The sequence below is a fragment of the Flavobacterium sp. H4147 genome, from assembly GCF_029360735.1.
Taxonomy (GTDB): domain Bacteria; phylum Bacteroidota; class Bacteroidia; order Flavobacteriales; family Flavobacteriaceae; genus Flavobacterium; species Flavobacterium endoglycinae.
On sequence record NZ_JARKNB010000002.1, the window covers coordinates 647,463 to 669,071 of the forward strand.

Below are 21,609 nucleotides of genomic sequence, written 5' to 3' on the forward strand. Positions count from 1 at the left end.
CTCTTTTAAAAATTATGATAAATCTAAATTATTTATCGATTGCTCTTTTTGTAATATCACCAAAGGCATCAATTCTTCTGTCTCTGAAGAATGGCCAGTTTTGACGGACATTTTCTTGTAAATCCAAATCAACCTCAGCGATTAGGATTTCTTCTTTATCATGAGAAGCTTGAGCTAAAATTTCACCTTGTGGGCCAGCGATGAAAGAAGCTCCCCAGAATTGAATTCCTTCGGTTCCATCGATGTATTTTTCAAGACCAATTCTGTTAGCTGCCGCTACGAAAACTCCATTTGCTACAGCATGACCTTTCATAACGTTCATCCAAGCTCCATATTGGTTTTCTCCGTATTGTTCTTTTTCTTTTGGATGCCATCCAATTGCTGTTGGGTAGAATAAAACTTCTGCACCTTTAAGCGCTGTAATACGAGCTGCTTCTGGATACCATTGATCCCAACAGATTAAAGTTCCAACCGTTCCTTTTTTAGTTTCAATTGCCTGAAAACCTAAATCACCTGGAGTAAAATAGAATTTTTCATAGAAATGCGGATCGTCTGGAATATGCATTTTACGGTATAAACCAGCTTCGGTTCCATCAGCATCAATAATATAAGCACTATTATGATAGATTCCTGCCATTCTTTTTTCGAAGAAAGGAACGATAATAACTACTCCTAATTCTTTTGCCAATTCACTGAATGCAATAAATGAAGTACTATAAAGCGGTTCTGCTAATGCAAAATTATCTACATCCTCGCTTTGGCAGAAATAATGACTGCTATATAATTCAGGAAGTAAGATCACTTCTGCCCCTTGACTTGCAGCATCTCTTACCCAGCTGATACATTTTTTAAGATTATTTTCGGCAACATCATTCAGGTTTAACTGAATAACCGATATTTTATATTTTCTTTTCGCCATGACATAAAATTTAGAGTGCAAAAATAGTAATTTTTAGAGGAATGACAAAGCCAACGCTATTCAATCCAAATAACTTTTAAAAGCATAGTTTACAAAAAGTTTGTAAAGAATTTATGCTTCTAAAAGCTAGTCAAATATCTTTCAAAACAAAAAAACATTTTACAGAAATAAATTTCTATAAAATGTTTTATAAAGTATGTCTTAAAAAAATTACTGAATAACAAGTTTCTTTACTAAAAATTCAGTTTCAGATTTTTTAAATTTAATTTCAAAAGTTCCTTTTGACTGTGGTGAAAATGTATAAACTGTATGTAGAGCCGTTGGTGTCTCATTACCACAAGTTGTAGGATAAGTTACTTCTATCTGAAATCCTTCTTCTTTTCCAATTGATATATTTCCAATTCTATCAAATTTACCACATGCATTGTCTACAATAAACGATATGTCATAATTAATATCAACTCCTACTTTTCCAGTTTCTGGTCCGCTGATTGCTGTAACATTTGCCGCTCTTGAAATGGTTTGAGGTGTTTCTTTTCCATTGTCATCACTACTGCATGAAAGCAAAGAAACTGCTAAAAACAGTATTGTTAAAACTGATTGTAATCTAAAGGTTTTCATATAAATTTATTAAGTTCATTATTATAAAGATGAGGCTAAATTACAAAGGTTGCGTAACAAAACACAAATAATTTCATATATTTTTTTCACTTTGCTTTTAAAATCAAAACCATTTTACATCAATTAAAATCTCTGTAAAATGGTTTATAAAAAACAAATCAACTCAATAAACTTTATTCAATCACTACTTTTTGAGTAAGGAATTCTGTTTCTGACTTTTTGAATTTAATGTCATAAGTTCCTTTTGCTGTCGCTTTAAATTTGTAAACGGTCTTTTTTGGATCTGGAACTTGTTGTGTACAAACTTCGCTTGGGTATTTTGCTATTACTTGTAATCCTTTTACGGCACCAATGGTTACTTCAGAAATTTTGTCAAATTCTCCACATGCATTGTCAACCACAAAAGTTACTTCATAACTTAATTCATCGTTCACTTTTCCAGTTGCTGGTCCTTTAATTTCTGTTACTAATGCAGCTTTTACATTTGGAACAACTGGCTTCTCATCATCGTCATTACTGCATGACACAATTGAAATTGATAAAAATAATACTACCAAAATTGATTTTAATTTAAAACTTTTCATATAAAATAATAATTAATTGTTAATTACTATGAAGATGCAGTCAATTTGTAAAGGTTGCTTTTATGAAATGTTAAATAGTTTTACAAAAATCTCAACCAATTGTAAATCAAAAGTTTATTTTTTAAAATAAATTTTATAAATAGCGATATTTCTTATAAAAAAAATAAATTTCCTTACTTAGCCCCGATAGAAACGGCATCCTTTTGCGGCCTATAGATTACGGCAAGAAAGCCGCAAAAGATATAGTGAATAGCGGGACAAATGGTAATTTTGGAAACAATTAAATCTGCTACAAAAAAAAAACACCAGCCTCTCGACTAGTGTTTTGTATTATTATACGGCTGAAGGTTTATACTGCCGGTTCTTTCTTTTTGAAAATCTTTTTAAAGAGATTAACCAGAGCTAAGACAATAAAGCCAATGATAAGTCCTATTGCAAACTCTTTGATAATCGAAGGAAAATTTGGTAAAAGATGATGGAAAAATTCTATGTTGTGAACGAATAATCCGCCGGCAACTAAAATTAAAGCAATAGTTCCAATAACAGTTAAAGCTTTAATCACTTTTGGAAGTGCTTGAACTAATACATTTCCAATACTTTTCAAAAGGCTTTTCTCTTTTTTACTGCGTTGGATCATTTTAAAACCAACTTCATCCATACGCACAATAAGCGCTACAATTCCATAAACTCCAATTGTAGCAATGATGGCAATGATTGAAACAGTAATTATTTGAGAAACTAATGGCTTTCCGATAACGGTTCCTAAAGCGATGATCACAATCTCTACAGAAAGAATAAAATCGGTTATGATTGCAGATTTTACTTTTTCTTTCTCTACAAGCAAAATTTCTTCTTCTGTAAGAACTTCTTCTGTAATCCCTTCAGATTCTTCGTGTGCATGAGGAAAAAAGAACTCGTAGATTTTTTCAGCTCCTTCGTAGGCTAAAAACAATCCTCCTAAAACCAAAATTACCATAATAGCAATTGGAAAAAATGCACTTAACAAAAATGCAATGGGCAGGATAATGATTTTATTTAATAAAGAACCTTTACTAATTGCCCATAAAACCGGCAATTCTCTTGAAGAAGCAAAACCTGAAGCTTTTTCGGCATTTACTGCTAAGTCATCGCCCAAAATTCCGGCTGTCTTTTTTGCAGCAACTTTACTCATTACTGCAACATCATCCATAATTGCTGCGATATCGTCTAATAGAGCGAAAAAACCTGAACCCATTTTTAATTTTTTTTAGTGATGCGAATCTAGACATTTTGCGTTAATCTTCCCAATAATATCATGGCTAAATTTCTCTTTTATCTCTAATTCTAGAAATGAGGTTTCTAATTACATTGTCCTAAAAGAACCCATAAAATAATAAAAACGATAATCGTTCCGAAACATCCTCCTCCTAATTTTTTAGCACCGTAACCGGCCAGTAATCCTCTAAATATATTATTCATAATAGTTTGTTTTAATGTTACTGTAAATTTGAGAATTAAGCCGATAATTTGATTTATAATACTTTTCGAAAATCTTTCATTATTCACGGGTATACATAAAAAAACACCGGCATTTCTGCCAGTGTTTCTTTTTTTAAATAAGATGTATATCAGTTTATTCCCCTACTATTTGTGTTTGATTTCTAAAAACCAATTTTCCATCAAAAGCATCTAACAAAATAATGCTGTCTGTTGTGATGTTTCCCGCCAAGATTTCTTTTGACAACTGATTTAGAACTTCTCTCTGCACTACACGTTTTACAGGTCTTGCACCAAACTGAGGATCAAATCCTTTATCAGACAAGTAGGCAATTGCTTCTGGAGTTGCATCCATTGTTATGCCTTGCTGTGTCAGCATTTTGGTAACACCTTTTAACTGTAAGCCTACAATTCTTGAAATATTATCTACTGTAAGCGGTGTAAACATCACGATTTCGTCGATACGGTTTATGAATTCCGGACGAACTGTTTGTTTCAACAATCCTAAAACTTCGTTTTTCGCTGCTTCTGTTGCTGCTTCCACACCACCTTTTAGGTTTTCGAATTTCTCCTGAATTATCTGGCTTCCCATATTAGAAGTCATAATGATAATCGTATTTTTGAAATCCGCCAAACGTCCTTTATTATCAGTTAAACGTCCTTCATCAAGAACTTGCAATAAAATATTGAATGTATCTGGATGCGCTTTTTCGATCTCGTCTAACAAAATCACAGAATATGGTTTTCTACGAACCGCTTCCGTTAATTGTCCGCCTTCATCATAACCTACATATCCTGGAGGCGCACCCACTAAACGGCTCACACTATGGCGTTCTTGGTACTCACTCATATCGATACGAGTCATGGCATTTTCATCATCAAAAAGATATTCTGCCAATGCTTTTGCCAATTCGGTTTTACCCACTCCGGTTGTTCCTAAGAATAAGAATGTTCCAACAGGTTTTTTCATATCCTGCAAACCGGCACGGCTTCTGCGAACGGCGTCACTCACTGCTTCTATCGCTTCTTCCTGACCCACTACACGTTTGTGCAATTCGTCTTCCAGATGCAATAGTTTTTCTCTTTCTGTCTGAAGCATTTTGGTTACTGGAATTCCAGTCCATTTTGCAACCACTTCTGCAATGTCTTCTCTAGTTACTTCTTCTTTTATTAAAGAGTTTCCAGATTGGAATTCCTGCAATTGTTTTTGCAATGTTTCCTGACGTTCCTGCGCTTCTTTTATTTTTCCGTAACGAATTTCGGCTACTTTTCCATAATCACCATCACGTTCTGCACGTTCTGCTTCATACTTAAAGTCTTCAATTTCATGTTTTACTGCTTGAATTCCGTCAACAATATCTTTTTCAGATTTCCATTTTGCAAAGATTTCGTTTCGTTCTTCTTTCAGGTTGGCCAATTCCATACCTAAAATCTTAAGCTTGCTTTCTTCTTTCTCACGTTTAATGGCTTCGATTTCGATTTCCAACTGCATGATTTTACGATCCAAAACATCTAATTCTTCTGGTTTTGAATTGATTTCCATGCGAAGTTTAGAAGCCGCTTCGTCCATTAAGTCAATCGCTTTATCTGGTAAGAAACGATTCGTAATATATCTTTGCGAAAGCTCAACTGCAGCAATAATGGCTTCGTCTTTAATTTGAACTTTATGATGCGTTTCGTATTTTTCCTTGATTCCACGAAGAATCGAAATCGCACTTTCTGTATCAGGTTCGTCGATTAAAACTTTCTGGAAACGTCTTTCAAGCGCTTTATCTTTCTCAAAATATTTTTGATATTCATCTAAAGTTGTTGCTCCAATCGCTCTTAATTCTCCACGAGCCAAAGCTGGTTTTAAAATGTTCGCCGCGTCCATTGCGCCTTCGCCTCCACCCGCTCCAACAAGCGTATGAATTTCATCAATGAACAAAACGATATCACCTTCTGCAGCTGTAACTTCTTTGACAACCGATTTTAAACGCTCCTCAAATTCTCCTTTGTATTTTGCTCCAGCAATCAACGCTCCCATATCTAATGAGAAAACAATTTTTTCTTTTAAATTTTCTGGAACGTCACCATCTACAATTCTATGTGCTAAACCTTCTGCGATCGCTGTTTTACCTACTCCAGGTTCCCCAATAAGCATTGGATTATTTTTCGTTCTACGTGTTAAGATTTGCAGCACACGACGGATTTCTTCATCACGGCCGATAACTGGATCTAATTTTCCTGTACGCGCTAATTCGTTTAAGTTTTTAGCATATTTATTTAACGAATTGTATGTTTCTTCTGCAGAAGCTGAAGTTACTCTTTCGCCTTTACGTAATTCTTCAATTGCCGCTTTAAGACCTTTTCCTGTAACTCCTTGATCTTTTAAGATTTGAGAAACTTTACTTTTTGAGTCAAAAATGGCTAAAATTAAATGTTCAATCGAAACGTATTCATCGTTCATTTTTTGTGCAATAATTTCAGCTTCATTTAAAGCTTTATTAGCGTCTCTTGAAAGCATAATTTCACCACCAGAAACTTTTGGAAAATTCTGAATTGTGGCATCTAAAAGCTGTAAAAACAACGGCACATTTACGTTTAATTTTTTCAAAATAAATGGCGCGACGTTTTCATCAACTTCAAAAATAGCTTTGAAAATGTGTTCATTTTCAATTTGCTGTTGTCCATTTCGCTGTGCTAATTGCTGCGACAACTGAATGGCTTCCTGCGATTTAATAGTAAATTTATTTATATTCATATTTTTTCGATTTATGATTGATCTTGTTCTTTGTTGTTTTATAAGATTAAAGTTAGGATTTATTGAGATACATTTTTAACCCAAATCATTTAACTTTGTATTGCAATAAGACAAATTATATTCCACAGTATAAAATCAGACAAAACGGCATTAAAAACAGTTTTCTAGCTATTTAGAAATGTCAAAAAGTCACAAAACAAGCCAAATATGAGTTTTTTAAATTCAATCTTCGGAAGTTCAGAGAACTCAGAAGCATCAAAAAGTAAGGTAAACTGGACAGAATTAACAGATATTCTTCAGTTAATGGAAATTGAAGCTATTTCCAACGAAAAGCCAGTTGTAATCTTTAAGCACAGTACAAGATGCAGTATCAGTCGTATGGCTTTAAAACAATTTGAAAGAGAATATGACCTTGAAGGTGTTGTAGATGCTTATTTTTTAGATTTGATTCAACATCGCGATATTTCTAACGAAATTGCCAATCGTTTTAATGTACATCATGAATCACCTCAATTGATCTTGATTAAAAATGGAAAAGCCATTTATAATGTTTCGCACAGTGATATTGATGCTGAAGCATTAAAAGAAAAAGTAGCGTAATTAAAAAAAACTTTATGGACGTTCAAACGGCTTATCAAAAAACAATCATTTTTGCGACTCTTAAGCATTTAGAAAATAATCAGACTATTGCAGATTCAGAACTTCCTTATGTTATTCATTTGAGTAATGTTACTATGGAAATTTTGATTGCATCGCATAATACAACACACTTTGATTTGCTTTTTGCTACTCAGGTTGCTTTGTTGCATGATACTTTGGAAGACACCAATACTTCTTTTGAAGAGTTAGAGCGTGAATTTGGAATTGAAATCGCTGAAGGTGTTTCGGCTTTAACCAAAAGAGAAGATTTACCGAAAGAGGAAAAAATGATCGACAGTTTAAACCGAATTTCAAAACTTAGAAAAGAAGTCTGGGCCGTAAAATTAGCAGACCGAATTACCAATCTTCAAAAACCACCTAAAAGCTGGGATGATCTCAAAATAAGAAAATACAAAGAAGAAGCTAAAGTTATTCTTGAAAAGTTAAAAGGCGGCAACGACTATTTAGAAAACCGACTAAAAGCAAAAATTGACGAATACGAACAATATCTCGACTAATTTATTTTTGTGAAATGTGAAAAGTAAGATGTAAAATGTGGTTTGTAATCATTCAAACTTTCTTACTTTTCACTTTTTACCTCTTTCTTCTTTCTTCTTTTATCTCTCCTCTTTTATCTCTCCTCTCTCTTCTCAAAATCTCAATAGTCTAATAACTTCCTCCAGAACCACCACCACTAAATCCGCCATCACCAAACTCCATTGGAGAATTCGTTTTAATTTCTGGTTTTAAACCTAATGTTGAGGCAACAATTAGTGTTTCTGCATTTAAGAAAGTATTCGAATGATGTATTCTATCTGGTTTGAAAGTTAATCCGCTTTCTTTGTTTTTTAATTTTTGAATGGATACATAAGCAATTCCAAACATTACAAGTCCACCAATGGTCAAAGCTGCTTCTGCAGGTAAAACAGAATAATAAAAACGGATGGTAAAAACCGTAAATGCAATCGCACCAAAACTAATCCAAAGCATTATTCTGTCTTTTGTTCTAATAGCTTGAACTAAATAAAGCACAGGAACAATACATGTAAAAGCATAAAAGAAATAAGCAAACGGGATATCTTGTCCCGGTTTAATATCAACACTCAAAAGTTCTGCCGAAAGTTCTCTCACTACCAAATAATTACAAGAAAGATAAAATAAAACCAGGCAGAAACTGTTAGCTAATACAAATGCGTTATAATGATAAATTTCAGTCAGATTTTTAATTTTCTTTTTAGTAAAAAAATAAAATCCTCCAGCGAATAGCATTACTGCGAAAGGAATAATCGTTTTTCCTATATCACCAATTTCATATAAAGCGAAAAACAATACTGCAGTTGAGGCCAAACAAAAAACTAGTATCGACATTAAATGCAAATATCTGTAATAAACCAAAAAAGAAGTAACAGCTACTACAACAGCCAGCCCAAGCGGCGTGTCGTTGTAACTTTCGGTAGTAATCATATATGCTCCGCCAGCATTTAAAATAATACCAAGAATAAACGCATCATCTAAACCATGGCGGTAATATTTATTCTTGGCTAACATTTCTGCTCCTGCAATACCAATTCCTAAAAAAATAAAACAAGAAATACTAAAGAAAAATCTTTCTGAAAAGGAAGTGCTGCCAATTAATCCAATCATGGAAACTGTTCCACAAATTGAAGAATACAAAAATGATCCTAGTAGAAAGAAGCCCAAACGCACCAATATATTATTCTGAACTTTAAAAGAAGGGAGTTCTTTTTTAATTATTTTCTTTTGCTCTTTACTTATAAAACCTGCACTTTCAAGAGAATCAGCTTCTTCAATTAAAGCCAGATTATTCAATAAATTTTTATCGTGTACTATCATTTGGCTATTTCTTTATTGAAGTTTTTAATCAGTTTAATAAACATTACAATCGATCCTATAAAATAGATTGGCAGCAGCATGAAGAACAGCACCCATATCTCATCAAAATCGGCATGCTCGAAAATTCTAAACAAGAAAATATTAATTCCGATATACGCATAAATAATCATAAAAACGTATAAAGAAATTGCTTTAAGCTCATAACTTACTTTATAAAAATAATAAGATGATCCCGCTAAAATGAGAGCAAAAAGAATCCATATCAATTCGTCTCTGTACATATTACTTATCGAAGCAATACTTATAATATGCAAAGCAAAAGTGAGATAGACTAAGGTAAAATGTGTTTTTAGCTCAATTTTAAAACTATAAACCGTCCATAAAATAAGCAAAACTCCCAGCATTATGGCTGAATAACTTAAACTTGGATTGGCATAGAAATCATTATTTCCTTGAAATATTTCCTGAGGCGTTACAGAAAAACCTATGTAGGCCGCTAAACCCGTTATGGCAATAGTTAAAACGCTTTTGTTATCGAAATAATAAGCGCAAAAGAAACTAACTATAGTAGGTACCAAAGTTGCCAGACCGTAATGCGTTCCAAAAACCTCGTATTGAACCTGTAAGTACCCAATAAAAATACACGTTAAAACATTGGCAATTAAAACCAGATATTCTAAAAACGGACTTTCAAATTTTGTTTCTGTTTTTTGAAAACCCTGCGAATTTTTAAAACAGTAATAAAAACAACCACAGGTTATTACAAACAAAATCGCAAGTAAAGCGATGTGCCCAATACTGTCAATATTATCGTAAATAAGAATTCCGACTCCTGAAGTAAACATTAAAACTGAAATTGAAAGCAATAGTTTTAATTCTACATTTAATGAAAAGATATTTAAACTCCGATAGTTTTTAATTTCCTGAAGTTGATTTTCAGTAATCATTTTTTTATCGAAAAGATCTTGAGTTAACTGTTCGTCAAATTGCGTCATATTTTCTTAACTTAAAAATAACCATTTCTCAAATGTATAGAATTAGGTCGAATTTTCTTAAAGTATAAATACTTATTTTAGAGAAATAAAAAACCGATTTGCATCATCTGTACAAATCGGTTTTATAAAATTGAATGTAAAAGCTTTAAAAAGCAGCTTTCATTTTATCTTTAATTGCATCAAGGCATAAATTATTAATACTGCCTTCATGCGTGTGCTTGGTTTCTTTTGGAGATTTATACGTTCCAGCTTCCAATTGTTCAGCAACGGCTTTGTACGCATCTCTAAATGGCATTCCAGCCACTACCATTTCGTTCAATGTATCAACTGTAAATAGATAATCGTATTTTTTATCTTCTAAAATATGATCTTTTACGGTGATGTCTTTTATTGAGAAAATCGCAATATCCAGACAAGCTTTCAAGTTTTGAATCGCTGGAAACAAACCTTCTTTTAAAAGCTGTAAATCTCTATGATAACCGCTTGGCAGGTTATTGGTAATTAAAGTGATTTCGTATGGAAGCGCCTGAATCTTATTGCATTTTCCTCTGATTAATTCGAAAACATCAGGGTTTTTCTTATGAGGCATAATACTCGATCCTGTTGTAAGATGTGCTGGAAGGCCAATAAAATCAAAGTTCTGACTCATATACAAACAAACATCCATTGCAAATTTTGATAATGTTCCCGCAACACTTGTCATCGCAAAGGCAACTGTTTTTTCTGCTTTTCCACGGCTCATTTGTGCTGCAACGGCATTGTATTTTAGAGTTTCAAAACCTAATTCCTGAGTGGTAAAAGTTCTGTTGATTGGAAATGAACTTCCGTAACCCGCAGCAGACCCTAACGGATTCTGATCTACAATTTTTGAAGCAGCGTTCAGCATTGTAATATCATCAATCAGACTTTCTGCATAAGCCGAAAACCACATTCCGAATGAAGATGGCATCGCAATTTGCAAATGTGTATAACCTGGTAATAATACATTTTGATGTTTCTCTGCTGATTCCATCAACAAATCAAAAAGTGTTTTTACTTGTTCTTTTATTGCTTTTAATTCGTCTTTTAAATACAAATGAACATCTACTAAAACCTGATCATTACGAGAACGCGCCGTGTGGATTTTCTTTCCGGCATCTCCCAATTTTACCGTTAGCAAATATTCGATTTTAGAGTGAACGTCTTCAAAACTGTCTTCGATTTCGAAATTACCTACTACAATATCTGCAATGATTTCGTTTAAAGCATCAACCAAAGAAGTTGTTTCTTCCTCAGTCAATAAACCAATTTGCCCAAGCATTTTAGCGTGAGCGATTGAACCTAAAGCATCGTATTTTGCTAAAACCAAATCCAATTCACGATCGTTTCCAACGGTGAATTGCTCGATTTGTTTATCTGTTGGTATTCCTTTTTCCCAAAGTTTCATAGTTCTATTTTTTTTTGCCACGACACGAGCGACAGCGAACTGGCGAAGCAATTCACGAATTATTTTGTTACTATCTAGACGAAATATTAATCGAATTAATTCGAAAAAAATAATCGCAAAGATTTGAAAAAACAATTCGTGAATTCGTGGCAGTTTTCTTTTCTTATAATTTGAAGAAACCGGTTAGTATTTTAATATACAAATCGACTCCTTCTACAATTTCGTTTACAAAAATAAATTCGTCTGCTGAATGTGAACGTAATGTTTCTCCTGGTCCTAATTTTAAAGACTGACAGCTTAAAACCGATTGATCTGAAAGCGTTGGAGATCCGTAAGTCGTTCTTCCTAAAGCAATTCCTGCTTGAACTAAACCGTGTTCAACTGGAATAGACGAAGCATTTAAGTGCATTGATCTTGGCGTAACTTCGGCATTTACATTTGCTTTTACGACTTCTAGAATTTCAGCATTTGTGTAGCGATCTGTTACACGAATATCGACAACCAAATCACATTCTGACGGAACTACATTATGTTGTTTTCCTGCATTTATTTGCGTTACGGTCATTTTTACAGGACCTAAAACATCTGAAATTTTATCGAATTTATAGTTTTTAAACCATTCCATTACCGGAATTGATTTATATAAAGCATTATCATCGTTTTGATGCGCCGCATGGCTTGCAGTTCCTTTTACTTTTACATCTAAAACCAAAAGACCTTTTTCTGCAACTGCTAATTGCATTAAGGTGGGTTCACCCACAATTGCGCAATCCAATTCTGGCAAGTGTTTTAAAACGCTGTTTAAACCATTTTTTCCGCTGCTTTCTTCTTCTGCCGAAGCAACTATAACAATATTATGTGATAAGTTTTGGTTTTCGTAAAAATGTACAAATGTAGCCAATAGAGACACTAGACACCCTCCTGCATCATTACTTCCTAAACCGAATAATTTCCCGTCTTTTTCAATTGCCTTAAACGGATCGTTGGTGTAAGCTTGATTTGGTCTTACGGTATCGTGATGTGAGTTTAATAAAAGTGTTGGTTTGTTTTCGTCGAAATATTTATTGAAAGCCCACACATTGTTGTTTTCTCTCTTGAATGGAATTTCATTCTGATTGAACCAATTTTCTATTAAAAGGGCTGTTTGATCTTCTTCGCTTGAAAATGAAGGGTTTTCAATAAGGCTCTTTAATAAACTAATTGCTTCTTGGGTAAGCGTATCTATATTTTTCATTTTAATAAGGTTCAAAGGCTCAAAGGGACAAAGCAACAAAGTTTTTGAGCTTTCCTATGACCATTTTTACTTGCGCAAATTTATTTAAAATACCTTGTGCGCTCTATTTTTTTGCCACTAATTACACGACTTTTCGCAAATTGTTTTTTTGTCTCAGATTTAAAATCAAAATAACTTTTTAATGCGTTACTAAAATTATTTTCTCTTTTAACAGCAGAAATTAATGTCAATTTTGGCAACATTTTTTATAGTGTAATCGTCGTATGTAGAACATCTGAATTTTGAAGCATTCTATGGTGCCCAATTTTGATTTTCTGAACACCTCGAGATAAGCTATTGAAACAGTTATCCAATTTCGGAATCATTCCAGAATGGATTATTTTTTCTTCTTTTAGCTTATTGTACAATACTTCGTTGATTTCTGTAATCACAGAAGAATCATCTTCTGAATCCATCAAAACACCTTGTTTTTCAAAACAATATGTTAGCGTTACATCAAAAACTTCAGATAATGCAATTGACAATTCGCTTGCAATCGTATCTGCGTTTGTGTTTAATAATTGTCCGTTTTTATCGTGTGTAATCGCACAGAAAACGGGTACAATTCCAGCTTGTAATAAAGTAGCCATTAATTTGGTGTTGACTTGTTTTACATCACCTACAAATCCGTAATCAATTGTTGGGTGATTTCTTTTTGTTGATTGAATTAAATTCCCATCAGCTCCAGAAAAACCAACTGCATTATTATCTTTTGACTGCAATTGCGCCACAATATGCTTGTTGATCTGACCTGCATAAATCATTACCACAACATCCAGCATTGGAGCATCTGTAATTCGGCGTCCGTCAATCATCTGCGGAACCAATCCAATACTCTGCGCCATCTTCGTAGCCGATTTTCCACCGCCGTGAACTAAAACTTTATGTCCTTCAATTTTAGAAAAATCAGTTAAAAATTGTTCTAATTCTGTTGGATTGTCAATGATGTTTCCACCAATTTTTATTACAGTAACTTGCTTCATGAGGTTCAAAGATTTCAGAGGAACAAAGGGACAAAGTTTAAGTTCAGCATGAAAACCTCTGAACCTTTGCAACTTTGAACCTTTGCACCTATAAAATTATATTTTTTTAAGAATCTTCTGCAACACTAATTGTGCAGAATATGTTCTATTATTTGCTTGTTCGATTACGATTGAATTTTCTCCATCTAAAACTTCATCAGTAACAATTACGTTACGACGAACTGGAAGACAGTGCATGAATTTTCCGTTGTTGGTTAAAGCCATTTTTTCGGCTGTAATTGTCCAATTTGGATCGCTGTTGGTTACTTTTCCGTAATCGTTGAAATTACTCCAGTTTTTAACGTAAACGAAATCAGCGTTTTCGAAAGCTTTATCTTGATCGTATTCGATTTTACAGTCTTTTGTAATTTCCGGACTTAATTCATATCCTTCAGGATGTGTGATCACAAAATCCATATCTTTTTGCATCTGCATCATTTCTACAAATGAATTGGCAACTGCCTGCGGCAAAGCTTTTGGATGCGGCGCCCACGAAAGCACTACTTTTTGTTTGTTTTTATGTCTAGGTTTGAACTCTTCCATTGTAATTGCATCTGCCAGCGATTGTAATGGGTGACGTATAGCGCTTTCCATGTTTACAATTGGCACTGTAGCATATTTCAAAAATCCTGAAATTACTGTCTCAGCATAGTCTTTTTCTTTATCCACTAATCCTGCAAAAGCACGGATTGCGATAATATCACAATATTGAGAAACGACTTCTGCCGCTTCTTTAATATGTTCTGAAGCGCCAGAATTCATTACCGCTCCGTCTTCAAATTCTAATGTCCAGCCTTCGTTAGTAAAATTCATTACCATAACGTTCATTCCTAAGTTCATAGCCGCTTTTTGAGTACTCAAACGCGTTCTTAAACTCGGATTGAAGAATAGCATTCCTAAAGTTTTATTTTTTCCTAAATCTTGATTTTTAAGCGGATTCTTTTTGATTTTGATCGCTTGTTTTACCCATTTTGATAATGAGTTGATTTCTTTTATTGAGATATAGTTCATTTGTTTTTTGCTTTTTTAGTTGTTTTTTCCGCCACGAATTCACGAATTATTTTTTTCAATCTTTGCGATTATTTTTTTTCGAATGAATTCGAATTAATATTTCGTTTAGATAATAAAAAGAACAATTCGTGAATTGGTGGCTATAAAATTTTAGTAAATGGAATTTCGTCTTTTAATGCATTCAGAATAAAATTGTCATTTAATCCGTTCACAATCCAGGTTTCTATTTTCGCTGCTTTTGCAATTCCTGCTGCTTCGATTTTAGATTGCATTCCTCCTGTTCCGTGCGATGATTTTGAATCTCCGATTTCTTTTTCGAGCGATTTTAAATCATTTACCAATTTTATGGTTTCCGGAACTTCGTTATGAATAGATTCTTTGGTATAAATTCCGTTTGTATTGGTTGCAATTATCAGAATGTCAACATTTAGCAGCACCGCTGTTAAAGCCGCTAATTTGTCGTTATCTCCAAACCGAATCTCATCTGTCGCCACGGTATCATTTTCATTGATAATCGGAATGTAATTGTTTTTAACCAAAACATTAATCGTGTTTACAATGTTTTTTTTGGTCTGTTCTTTTTCAAAATCAGAATAAGAAAGCAAACACTGTGAGGTATTTAATCCTAAATCCTTAAAATTCTCATTGTAAATCCGCATTAAATGAGGCTGTCCGATTGAAGCTAAAGCCTGTTTTACAAAAACATCTTTATCTTGATTATCCAGCTTTACAAATTGCTTTGCCGCTGCAATTGCTCCTGAACTTACGATGATAAATTCATATTCGTCGTTTAAAGCCGCAATCTGCACTCCAAGATCTTCAATCTTTCCCCGCGAAATATGATTGGTTTCTTTGGTTAAAGTATTACTTCCTATTTTTAATAAAATTCTCTTTTTACCCATGTTTTGTTTTTTAACCGCAAAGGGTGCAAGGTTTTTTGATTTTGTTTGTCTATATAAACGCTAAGTTCGCAAAGCTTTGTCTATAATTAAATTCCAAAAATTAAATCCCAAATTCCAATTGAATATCAATGACAATATCAAATTCAAAAATCACTAATTCACAATCTAAAATCTGAAATCTGCAATCTAAAATTATCTAATTGACACATTATCTAATCTGTCCCTCTCCATACACGTACCATTTATTGGTTACCAGATGCTGTAAACCAATTGGTCCTCTTTGATGGAGTTTATCTGTACTGATTGCCAATTCTCCACCAAGGCCAAATTGTCCGCCGTCTGTGAATCGGGTTGATGCATTTTGGTAAACTGCTGCGGCATCTATTGATTCCATAAACTGCTGAGCAACTTCATTATCTCTTGTAATAATTGCTGCAGAATGTCCGCCGCAGTATTTATTAATCATATCAATAGCATGATCTTGAGAATCAATAGTTCCGATTACGATTTTATAATCTAAAAACTCTTCGTACCAAATATCTTCGTTTTGAATGGTTTTCGTATTCTCGAAATTCTCTAATGATTTATCCACAATAACCTCAACTTTTGACTCGATTAAAGTTTCGATTAACATTGCTGTAAAACCTTCAAAATTGGGAAGTTTAGTACTTATCAAAACTTTATCTAAAGCATTACAAGCTGAGATTTTAGCCGTTTTAGCATTTAAAATTACTTTTAAAGCCAAATCTGTATCAGCATCTTCGTGAACGTAAACAAAATTATTTCCTCGTCCGCTTACAATTACCGGACAAGTTGCATGAGCTTTTACAAACTCAATTAATTTTTCTCCTCCTCTCGGAACAATTAAATCTACTTTTTGAGTTGGTTTTTCTAAAAATGCCTGAGTTTCAGTTCTGTTATAATTCAGATATTCTACCCAATCTTTAGAAACTCCATTTTCCTCTAAAGCTTTATGCCAAAGACTCACGATCTTTAAATTTGATTTTAGAGATTCTTTTCCTCCTTTTAATAAAATCTTATTTCCAGATTTAAAAGCGATTCCACCGGCTTCAATTGTAACGTCAGGGCGAGATTCGTAAATAATCAAAATGGTTCCGAAAGCTGCGGTTTTATTCACTACTTTGATTCCATTATCATGAGTAAAATGAAAACGCTCAATGCCGATGGGATCTTCCTGTGAAGCTAACTGATTAAGCGATAAAATCATTTCATCAACTTTTTTATCATCTACTTTCAGGCGTTCTTCCATCGCTAAATCTGAACCGCCGTAATCGCTGAGATCTTCTTGATTGGTCAAAATGATCTGATTCCGCTCCTGTTCGACGAGCTTTGCCATAGTCCGCAAAACCGCATTGCGTATTTCAATTGATAATGGTTTCATTTTTTTGGTTTAATTGGTTAATCGTCAATTCGTTTAATCGTTTAACTGGTTAATAGATTAAACGAATTTAACGGTGCAAGTCAAACTTAGTTTTTAAGTTCTTCCAAACTTTCTTTCAACGCTTTTACAAACGTATCGATATCCGCTTTTTTCACTGTAAGAGGCGGTAAAATTCTCAATAGATTTTTATTATTTGCGCTTCCTGTAAAAATGTGTTTTTCGATAATTAATTTCTTTCTCAAAGCAGCTACGTCAAAATCAAACTCCACTCCAAGCATCAAGCCTTTTCCTTTCACTTGTTTGATCCCTTCAACTTCTTTGATTTTTTCTAAGAAATATTCGTAAACTTCATTTACATTCTTTTGTAAATCAAGCTTTTCAATTACATCCAAAACTGCAATTCCTGCTGCACAAGACAAGTGGCTTCCGCCGAAAGTAGTTCCTAATAATCCGAAACTTGCTTCGAATTTTGGAGAAATCAAAATCGCTCCAACTGGAAAACCGTTACCCATTCCTTTTGCAACTGAAATAATATCAGCGTTGATTCCGTGGTGTTGGAAAGCGAAAAATTTCCCGCTTCTTCCATATCCTGATTGTACTTCATCTAAGATTAAAACCACATCGTGTTTTTTACATGCTTGTTCTAAAGCTTGAAAAAATTCTGTTGTTCCTTGGTCTAAACCTCCAACTCCTTGAATTCCTTCAATAATTACGGCAGTAACATCTCCTTTTGCTAATTCCGCTTCAACCAATTCAATTTGGTTTAAAGGTAAAAACGTTACTTCTTGCTGTGCATTTATTGGTGCAACAATCTTTTTATTATCTGTAACCGCAACTGCTGCAGAAGTTCTTCCGTGGAAAGAATTATGAAAAGCCACAACTCTTGATTTTCCATTATGGAAAGAAGCTAATTTTAAAGCATTTTCATTCGCCTCGGCACCAGAACTGCATAAAAATAACTCATAATCTTCTAATCCTGAAAGCTTTCCTAATTTCTGCGCTAATTCAACCTGCAAAGGGTTCTGAATTGCATTTGAATAAAAACCTAAATGATCTAATTGATTTTTAAGTTTTGCTACATAATCTGGCTGCGTGTGTCCGATAGAAATTACACCATGTCCGCTGTATAAATCTAAATATTCTACTCCTTTATCGTCTATAATGGTACAATCAATTGCTTTTACTGGAGTGATGTCGTATAATGGGTAAACGTTGAATAAGTTCATTTTTTGAAAAAAGTTAAATGTTATTTGTTAAAAGTTAGAAGTTCAAATACAATGCGATAAATGTCAACTAAAAACTTTAACTTAAAATTATTTGTAAAAGTTTTATGAAGTGTAGATCTAGACGTTTAACATCTAACTTTTAACTTCATACTTCCACTAAAATCCGCTTGGTTTCAAATGTAAACCTGTGGTTTCTTCCAATCCGAACATTAAATTCATGTTTTGGATTGCTTGTCCTGAAGCACCTTTGGTTAAGTTATCTATAATTGATGTTATGAGAACCCGGTTTCCTTTTTTCAATAAACTAATAATACATTTGTTCGTTTGCACAACCTGTTTCATGTTGATGTTGGTTGTTGTAACGGTTACGAAAGGCTCATTTTTATAGAATTCTTCGTATTTTTCAACTAATTGCTCCAAACTATCATCGCATAATGTGTAAAGCGTTGCAAAAATTCCTCTTGGAAAATCTCCTCTATTCGGAATAAAAAGCAATTCGCTGTCAAAATCATCCTGCAACTGAACCAAACTTTCTGAAATTTCGCCTAAATGCTGGTGTTCAAAAGCTTTATAATGCGAAAAATTGTTATTTCTCCAACTAAAATGAGAAGTTTCGGAAAGACCTACGCCTGCTCCTGTGCTTCCTGTTGTTGCATTAATATGAACATCGTTATTCAACAAATTGTGTTCTGCTAAAGGCAACAAAGCCAACTGAATAGCTGTTGCAAAACAACCTGGATTGGCAATATAATTTGCTTTTTTAATTTCTGCTTTGTTGATTTCTGGCAATCCGTAAATGAAATCTTTTCCTTCGAAATGCGCATCTTTGTTCAATCTGAAATCATTTCCTAAATCAATAATTTTAGTATGACTTGCAAACTGATTTTCTTTCAAAAATGAAATCGATTTTCCGTGACCTAAACACAAGAAAACAACATTCACATTTGGATTGATTTCGGCTGTGAAATTCATTTCAATATCGCCCATCAAATCGTGGTGTGCTACAGACAGTGGTTTTCCGGCGTTTGTTGTACTGTAAACAAAATCGATGTTTACTTTTGGATGATACATTAAAATTCTGATGAGTTCTCCGGCTGTGTAGCCCGAACCACCAATAATTCCGACATTAATCATGGTCTAATTTGTTTACAGATGAGAAAATATTTTGAGCATTTCCTAAAATCTTAATAAATCCTTTTGCATCTTCAGATGTCCAAGCATTGTTCATTTCGCCATACTGACCGAAACCTGTATTCATCAAATCATTTTCAGATTCGATTCCGTCAAGCGAAAAATGATATGGTTTTAATGAAACTGTAACCGTTCCATTTACTGTTTTTTGAGTGTCTTGCAAGAAAGTCTCAATGTTTCTCATTACAGGATCTAAAAACTGACCTTCATGAAATAACATTCCGTACCAGTTTCCTAACTGTTCTTTCCAATATTGCTGCCATTTTCCTAAAGTATGTTTCTCTAATAAATGGTGTGCTTTGATGATGATTAATGGTGCAGCAGCTTCAAAACCAACTCTTCCTTTAATTCCGATAATCGTATCTCCAACGTGAATATCTCTTCCAATTGCGTACGCATTTGCTAATTTTTCAAGCGCTACAATATTATTTGAAGGTTTATCTGTTTTTCCGTTTAAACCAACTAATTCTCCCTGTTCGAAATGAAGCGTTACTTTCTCTTCACCTTCTTTTTGCAATTGCGAAGGATAAGCTTCACTTGGCAATGGTTGTCCTGAAGTTAAAGTTTCTTTTCCTCCAACACTTGTTCCCCAAAGTCCTTTATTGATAGAATATTGTGCTTTTTCCCAAGAATAATGAACTCCGTTTTGAGATAAATAATCAACTTCTTCTTGTCTAGAAAGTTTTAAATCTCTAATTGGTGTAATGATTTCGATTTCTGGAGCAATAGTTTGGAAAATCAAATCAAAACGAATTTGGTCGTTTCCTGCACCTGTGCTTCCGTGTGCGATTGCGCTTGCTCCTACTTTTTTAGCATATTTTATGGCTTCAATAGCTTGGAAAACACGCTCTGCACTTACTGATAATGGGTACGTATTGTTTTTTAATACGTTTCCGAAAATCAAATATTTTATAGCTTTATCATAATATTTATCTACGATTGTCAAGTTTGCGTGCTGTGCACTTCCTAACTCGTAAGCTCTTTTTTCAATAGCTGTTAATTCTTCAGCAGAAAATCCTCCTGTGTCAACAAGAACAGTGTGAACTTCGTATCCTTTTTCATTTTTTAAATATTTCAAACAATACGAGGTATCTAATCCTCCGCTATAAGCTAATACTACTTTTTTCATTTTTTATAATTTAGGCTAATACTTTCGTATGTAGCAGTTTGAGATTTCTTTTGATTAAATTTTGAATAAAAAAACAAATGACAATATTTTGTTTAAGAATAAAGCTTGTTTGATTTTCTTCAATCTGCTTAAAACAGCCTCGTTAAAAGGATGTCTCGGCGGATTTTTTTGTTTTTCTTTTGGATCGTATAACATCCCTGTACAAAGGCACATTTTATTTTCTTTGCTTTGTAAAATTGGGAAATTGGTACACGTTTTACAGCCAGCCCAAAAACTTGGATCGGTTGTCAATTCTGAGAAAGGAACTGGTTTATAGCCTAATTCAGAGTTGATTTTCATAACCGCTAAACCAGTTGTAATTCCGAATATTTTAGCATCTGGATATCTCTTCAACGAGTATTCAAAAACTTTCGATTTTATCTTTTTTGCCAAACCTAGACTTCTATAATCTGGGTGTACAATTAAACCAGAATGTGCCACGAATTTTCCGTGTTCCCAGCTTTCGATATAACAAAAACCTGCAAATTTTCCATCGGCCAGAGCAATCATCGCATCACCATTCGACATTTTTTTCTGAATGTACTCAGGAGTTCTTTTAGCAATCCCCGTACCTCTTAGTAAGGCAGATGATTCTATCGTATCGCAGATTTCTTGTGCGAATTTGAAGTGTTCTTCCTGGGTAACAACAATAGATATCTTCATTTCAATTATTGAAGTTAGAGTTAAAAATTAAAGAATGTTGTTTAGTTTGAAATCCAGAATTGAATCCAATAAAATGTAACACAAAAGAAGTAACATTCTTAAAATCAAATAATTGATAAAGAAAAATTACAAAATAATAAATACTTTTAGGATATGTTTGTCCAATGGACAAATTATGTGATTTCAAAATGAAAAATGGATATGAATAAATATACGGTTATAAAACTCAGTGGATACTATAGAGATAGTGTCCGTACTTCGGGAGAAGTAATCGGTGAGTTTGTCCGTGACAAAGAAGTTATATGTAAACTTATTTTATTCATCGGTGCAAAAGTACACCTTTTTTTAATTTACAAAACAAAAAAATAAAATTCTAACATTTTTTTAATGGAATGTTTGTTTTTGAAGAGGCTAAGATTCTAAGTATCTAAGGTTCTAAGGTTTGTGTATGACTAAAAAATGCAAACCTAAAAATCTAAAACATTAAACTTGAA

20 protein-coding genes are annotated in these 21,609 nt (G+C 33.6%); 3 read left to right on the forward strand and 17 right to left on the reverse strand.

Annotated elements, in window-relative coordinates; all coding sequences use genetic code 11:
• Positions 1-28: 28 nt before the first annotated feature.
• The 5 genes from P2W75_RS10560 to clpB all read right to left on the reverse strand — a co-directional run bounded on the left by P2W75_RS10560 (position 29) and on the right by clpB (position 6,343).
• Positions 29-919 carry a carbon-nitrogen hydrolase gene (locus tag P2W75_RS10560; RefSeq protein WP_207296651.1) on the reverse strand — a complete coding sequence of 297 codons (891 nt, stop codon included), beginning with the start codon at positions 917-919 and terminating at the stop codon, positions 29-31.
• A 210-nt stretch (positions 920-1,129) separates the two neighbouring features.
• The gene (locus tag P2W75_RS10565) at positions 1,130-1,540 is read right to left on the reverse strand and encodes a hypothetical protein (RefSeq protein WP_207296652.1); all 411 of its coding nucleotides are present in this window, start codon (positions 1,538-1,540) and stop codon (positions 1,130-1,132) included.
• A 173-nt stretch (positions 1,541-1,713) separates the two neighbouring features.
• Positions 1,714-2,124, reverse strand: coding sequence for a hypothetical protein (locus tag P2W75_RS10570; protein ID WP_276380407.1), 411 nt, complete (start codon positions 2,122-2,124; stop codon positions 1,714-1,716).
• A 349-nt stretch (positions 2,125-2,473) separates the two neighbouring features.
• Positions 2,474-3,358, reverse strand: coding sequence for a DUF808 domain-containing protein (locus tag P2W75_RS10575; protein WP_276380408.1), 885 nt, complete (start codon positions 3,356-3,358; stop codon positions 2,474-2,476).
• A 378-nt stretch (positions 3,359-3,736) separates the two neighbouring features.
• Positions 3,737-6,343 (reverse strand): ATP-dependent chaperone ClpB, encoded by a 2,607-nt coding sequence (gene clpB, locus P2W75_RS10580; RefSeq protein ID WP_276380410.1) that lies wholly within the window; start codon positions 6,341-6,343, stop codon positions 3,737-3,739.
• A 207-nt stretch (positions 6,344-6,550) separates the two neighbouring features.
• Here clpB and ytxJ point away from each other — a divergent pair, with 207 nt between their 5' ends.
• Positions 6,551-6,943 (forward strand): bacillithiol system redox-active protein YtxJ, encoded by a 393-nt coding sequence (gene ytxJ, locus P2W75_RS10585; RefSeq protein ID WP_276380411.1) that lies wholly within the window; start codon positions 6,551-6,553, stop codon positions 6,941-6,943.
• Between the two features lie 14 nt (positions 6,944-6,957).
• A complete protein-coding gene (locus P2W75_RS10590; RefSeq protein WP_276380412.1) occupies positions 6,958-7,500 on the forward strand; it encodes an HD domain-containing protein in 543 nt (180 codons plus the stop codon).
• A 148-nt stretch (positions 7,501-7,648) separates the two neighbouring features.
• Here the strand turns inward: P2W75_RS10590 and P2W75_RS10595 are convergent, their stop codons facing one another.
• The 12 genes from P2W75_RS10595 to P2W75_RS10650 form a co-directional block, all read right to left on the reverse strand.
• Positions 7,649-8,836 (reverse strand): hypothetical protein, encoded by a 1,188-nt coding sequence (locus tag P2W75_RS10595; RefSeq protein ID WP_276380413.1) that lies wholly within the window; start codon positions 8,834-8,836, stop codon positions 7,649-7,651.
• A complete protein-coding gene (locus P2W75_RS10600) occupies positions 8,833-9,831 on the reverse strand; it encodes a DUF2157 domain-containing protein (RefSeq protein WP_276380414.1) in 999 nt (332 codons plus the stop codon). Before P2W75_RS10600 ends, P2W75_RS10595 begins: the two co-directional genes overlap by 4 nt.
• A 145-nt stretch (positions 9,832-9,976) precedes the next feature.
• A complete protein-coding gene (gene argH / locus P2W75_RS10605; RefSeq protein ID WP_144213830.1) occupies positions 9,977-11,257 on the reverse strand; it encodes an argininosuccinate lyase in 1,281 nt (426 codons plus the stop codon).
• 163 nt (positions 11,258-11,420) lie between these two features.
• The gene (locus tag P2W75_RS10610; protein ID WP_276380415.1) at positions 11,421-12,491 is read right to left on the reverse strand and encodes a M20 family metallo-hydrolase; all 1,071 of its coding nucleotides are present in this window, start codon (positions 12,489-12,491) and stop codon (positions 11,421-11,423) included.
• A 245-nt stretch (positions 12,492-12,736) separates the two neighbouring features.
• Positions 12,737-13,513: an acetylglutamate kinase gene (gene argB / locus P2W75_RS10615; RefSeq protein WP_276380417.1), complete on the reverse strand. Its 777-nt coding sequence runs from the start codon at positions 13,511-13,513 to the stop codon at positions 12,737-12,739.
• Between the two features lie 96 nt (positions 13,514-13,609).
• On the reverse strand, positions 13,610-14,563 hold the full coding sequence (locus P2W75_RS10620) for an N-acetylornithine carbamoyltransferase (protein WP_276380419.1): 954 nt from the start codon (positions 14,561-14,563) through the stop codon (positions 13,610-13,612).
• Positions 14,564-14,703: 140 nt separating this feature from the next.
• Positions 14,704-15,465 carry a glutamate 5-kinase gene (gene proB, locus P2W75_RS10625; protein ID WP_276380420.1) on the reverse strand — a complete coding sequence of 254 codons (762 nt, stop codon included), beginning with the start codon at positions 15,463-15,465 and terminating at the stop codon, positions 14,704-14,706.
• Between the two features lie 208 nt (positions 15,466-15,673).
• Entirely contained in the window at positions 15,674-16,867 is a 1,194-nt protein-coding gene (locus tag P2W75_RS10630; protein ID WP_276380421.1) for a glutamate-5-semialdehyde dehydrogenase, read from the reverse strand.
• 86 nt (positions 16,868-16,953) lie between these two features.
• A complete protein-coding gene (locus tag P2W75_RS10635) occupies positions 16,954-18,093 on the reverse strand; it encodes an aspartate aminotransferase family protein (RefSeq protein ID WP_276380422.1) in 1,140 nt (379 codons plus the stop codon).
• 156 nt (positions 18,094-18,249) lie between these two features.
• Positions 18,250-19,227, reverse strand: a complete 978-nt coding sequence (gene argC, locus P2W75_RS10640; RefSeq protein ID WP_207296667.1) for an N-acetyl-gamma-glutamyl-phosphate reductase — start codon at positions 19,225-19,227, stop codon at positions 18,250-18,252.
• Positions 19,220-20,413, reverse strand: coding sequence for an argininosuccinate synthase (locus P2W75_RS10645; RefSeq protein ID WP_276380423.1), 1,194 nt, complete (start codon positions 20,411-20,413; stop codon positions 19,220-19,222). The genes argC and P2W75_RS10645 overlap by 8 nt, the downstream gene beginning before the upstream one ends.
• Positions 20,414-20,467: 54 nt before the next feature.
• Complete coding sequence (locus P2W75_RS10650) at positions 20,468-21,115, reverse strand: GNAT family N-acetyltransferase (protein ID WP_207296669.1); 648 nt, start codon at positions 21,113-21,115, stop codon at positions 20,468-20,470.
• A 201-nt stretch (positions 21,116-21,316) separates the two neighbouring features.
• Here P2W75_RS10650 and P2W75_RS10655 point away from each other — a divergent pair, with 201 nt between their 5' ends.
• Positions 21,317-21,484, forward strand: a complete 168-nt coding sequence (locus tag P2W75_RS10655) for a hypothetical protein (RefSeq protein WP_207296670.1) — start codon at positions 21,317-21,319, stop codon at positions 21,482-21,484.
• The last annotated feature ends 125 nt before the right edge of the window (positions 21,485-21,609 follow it).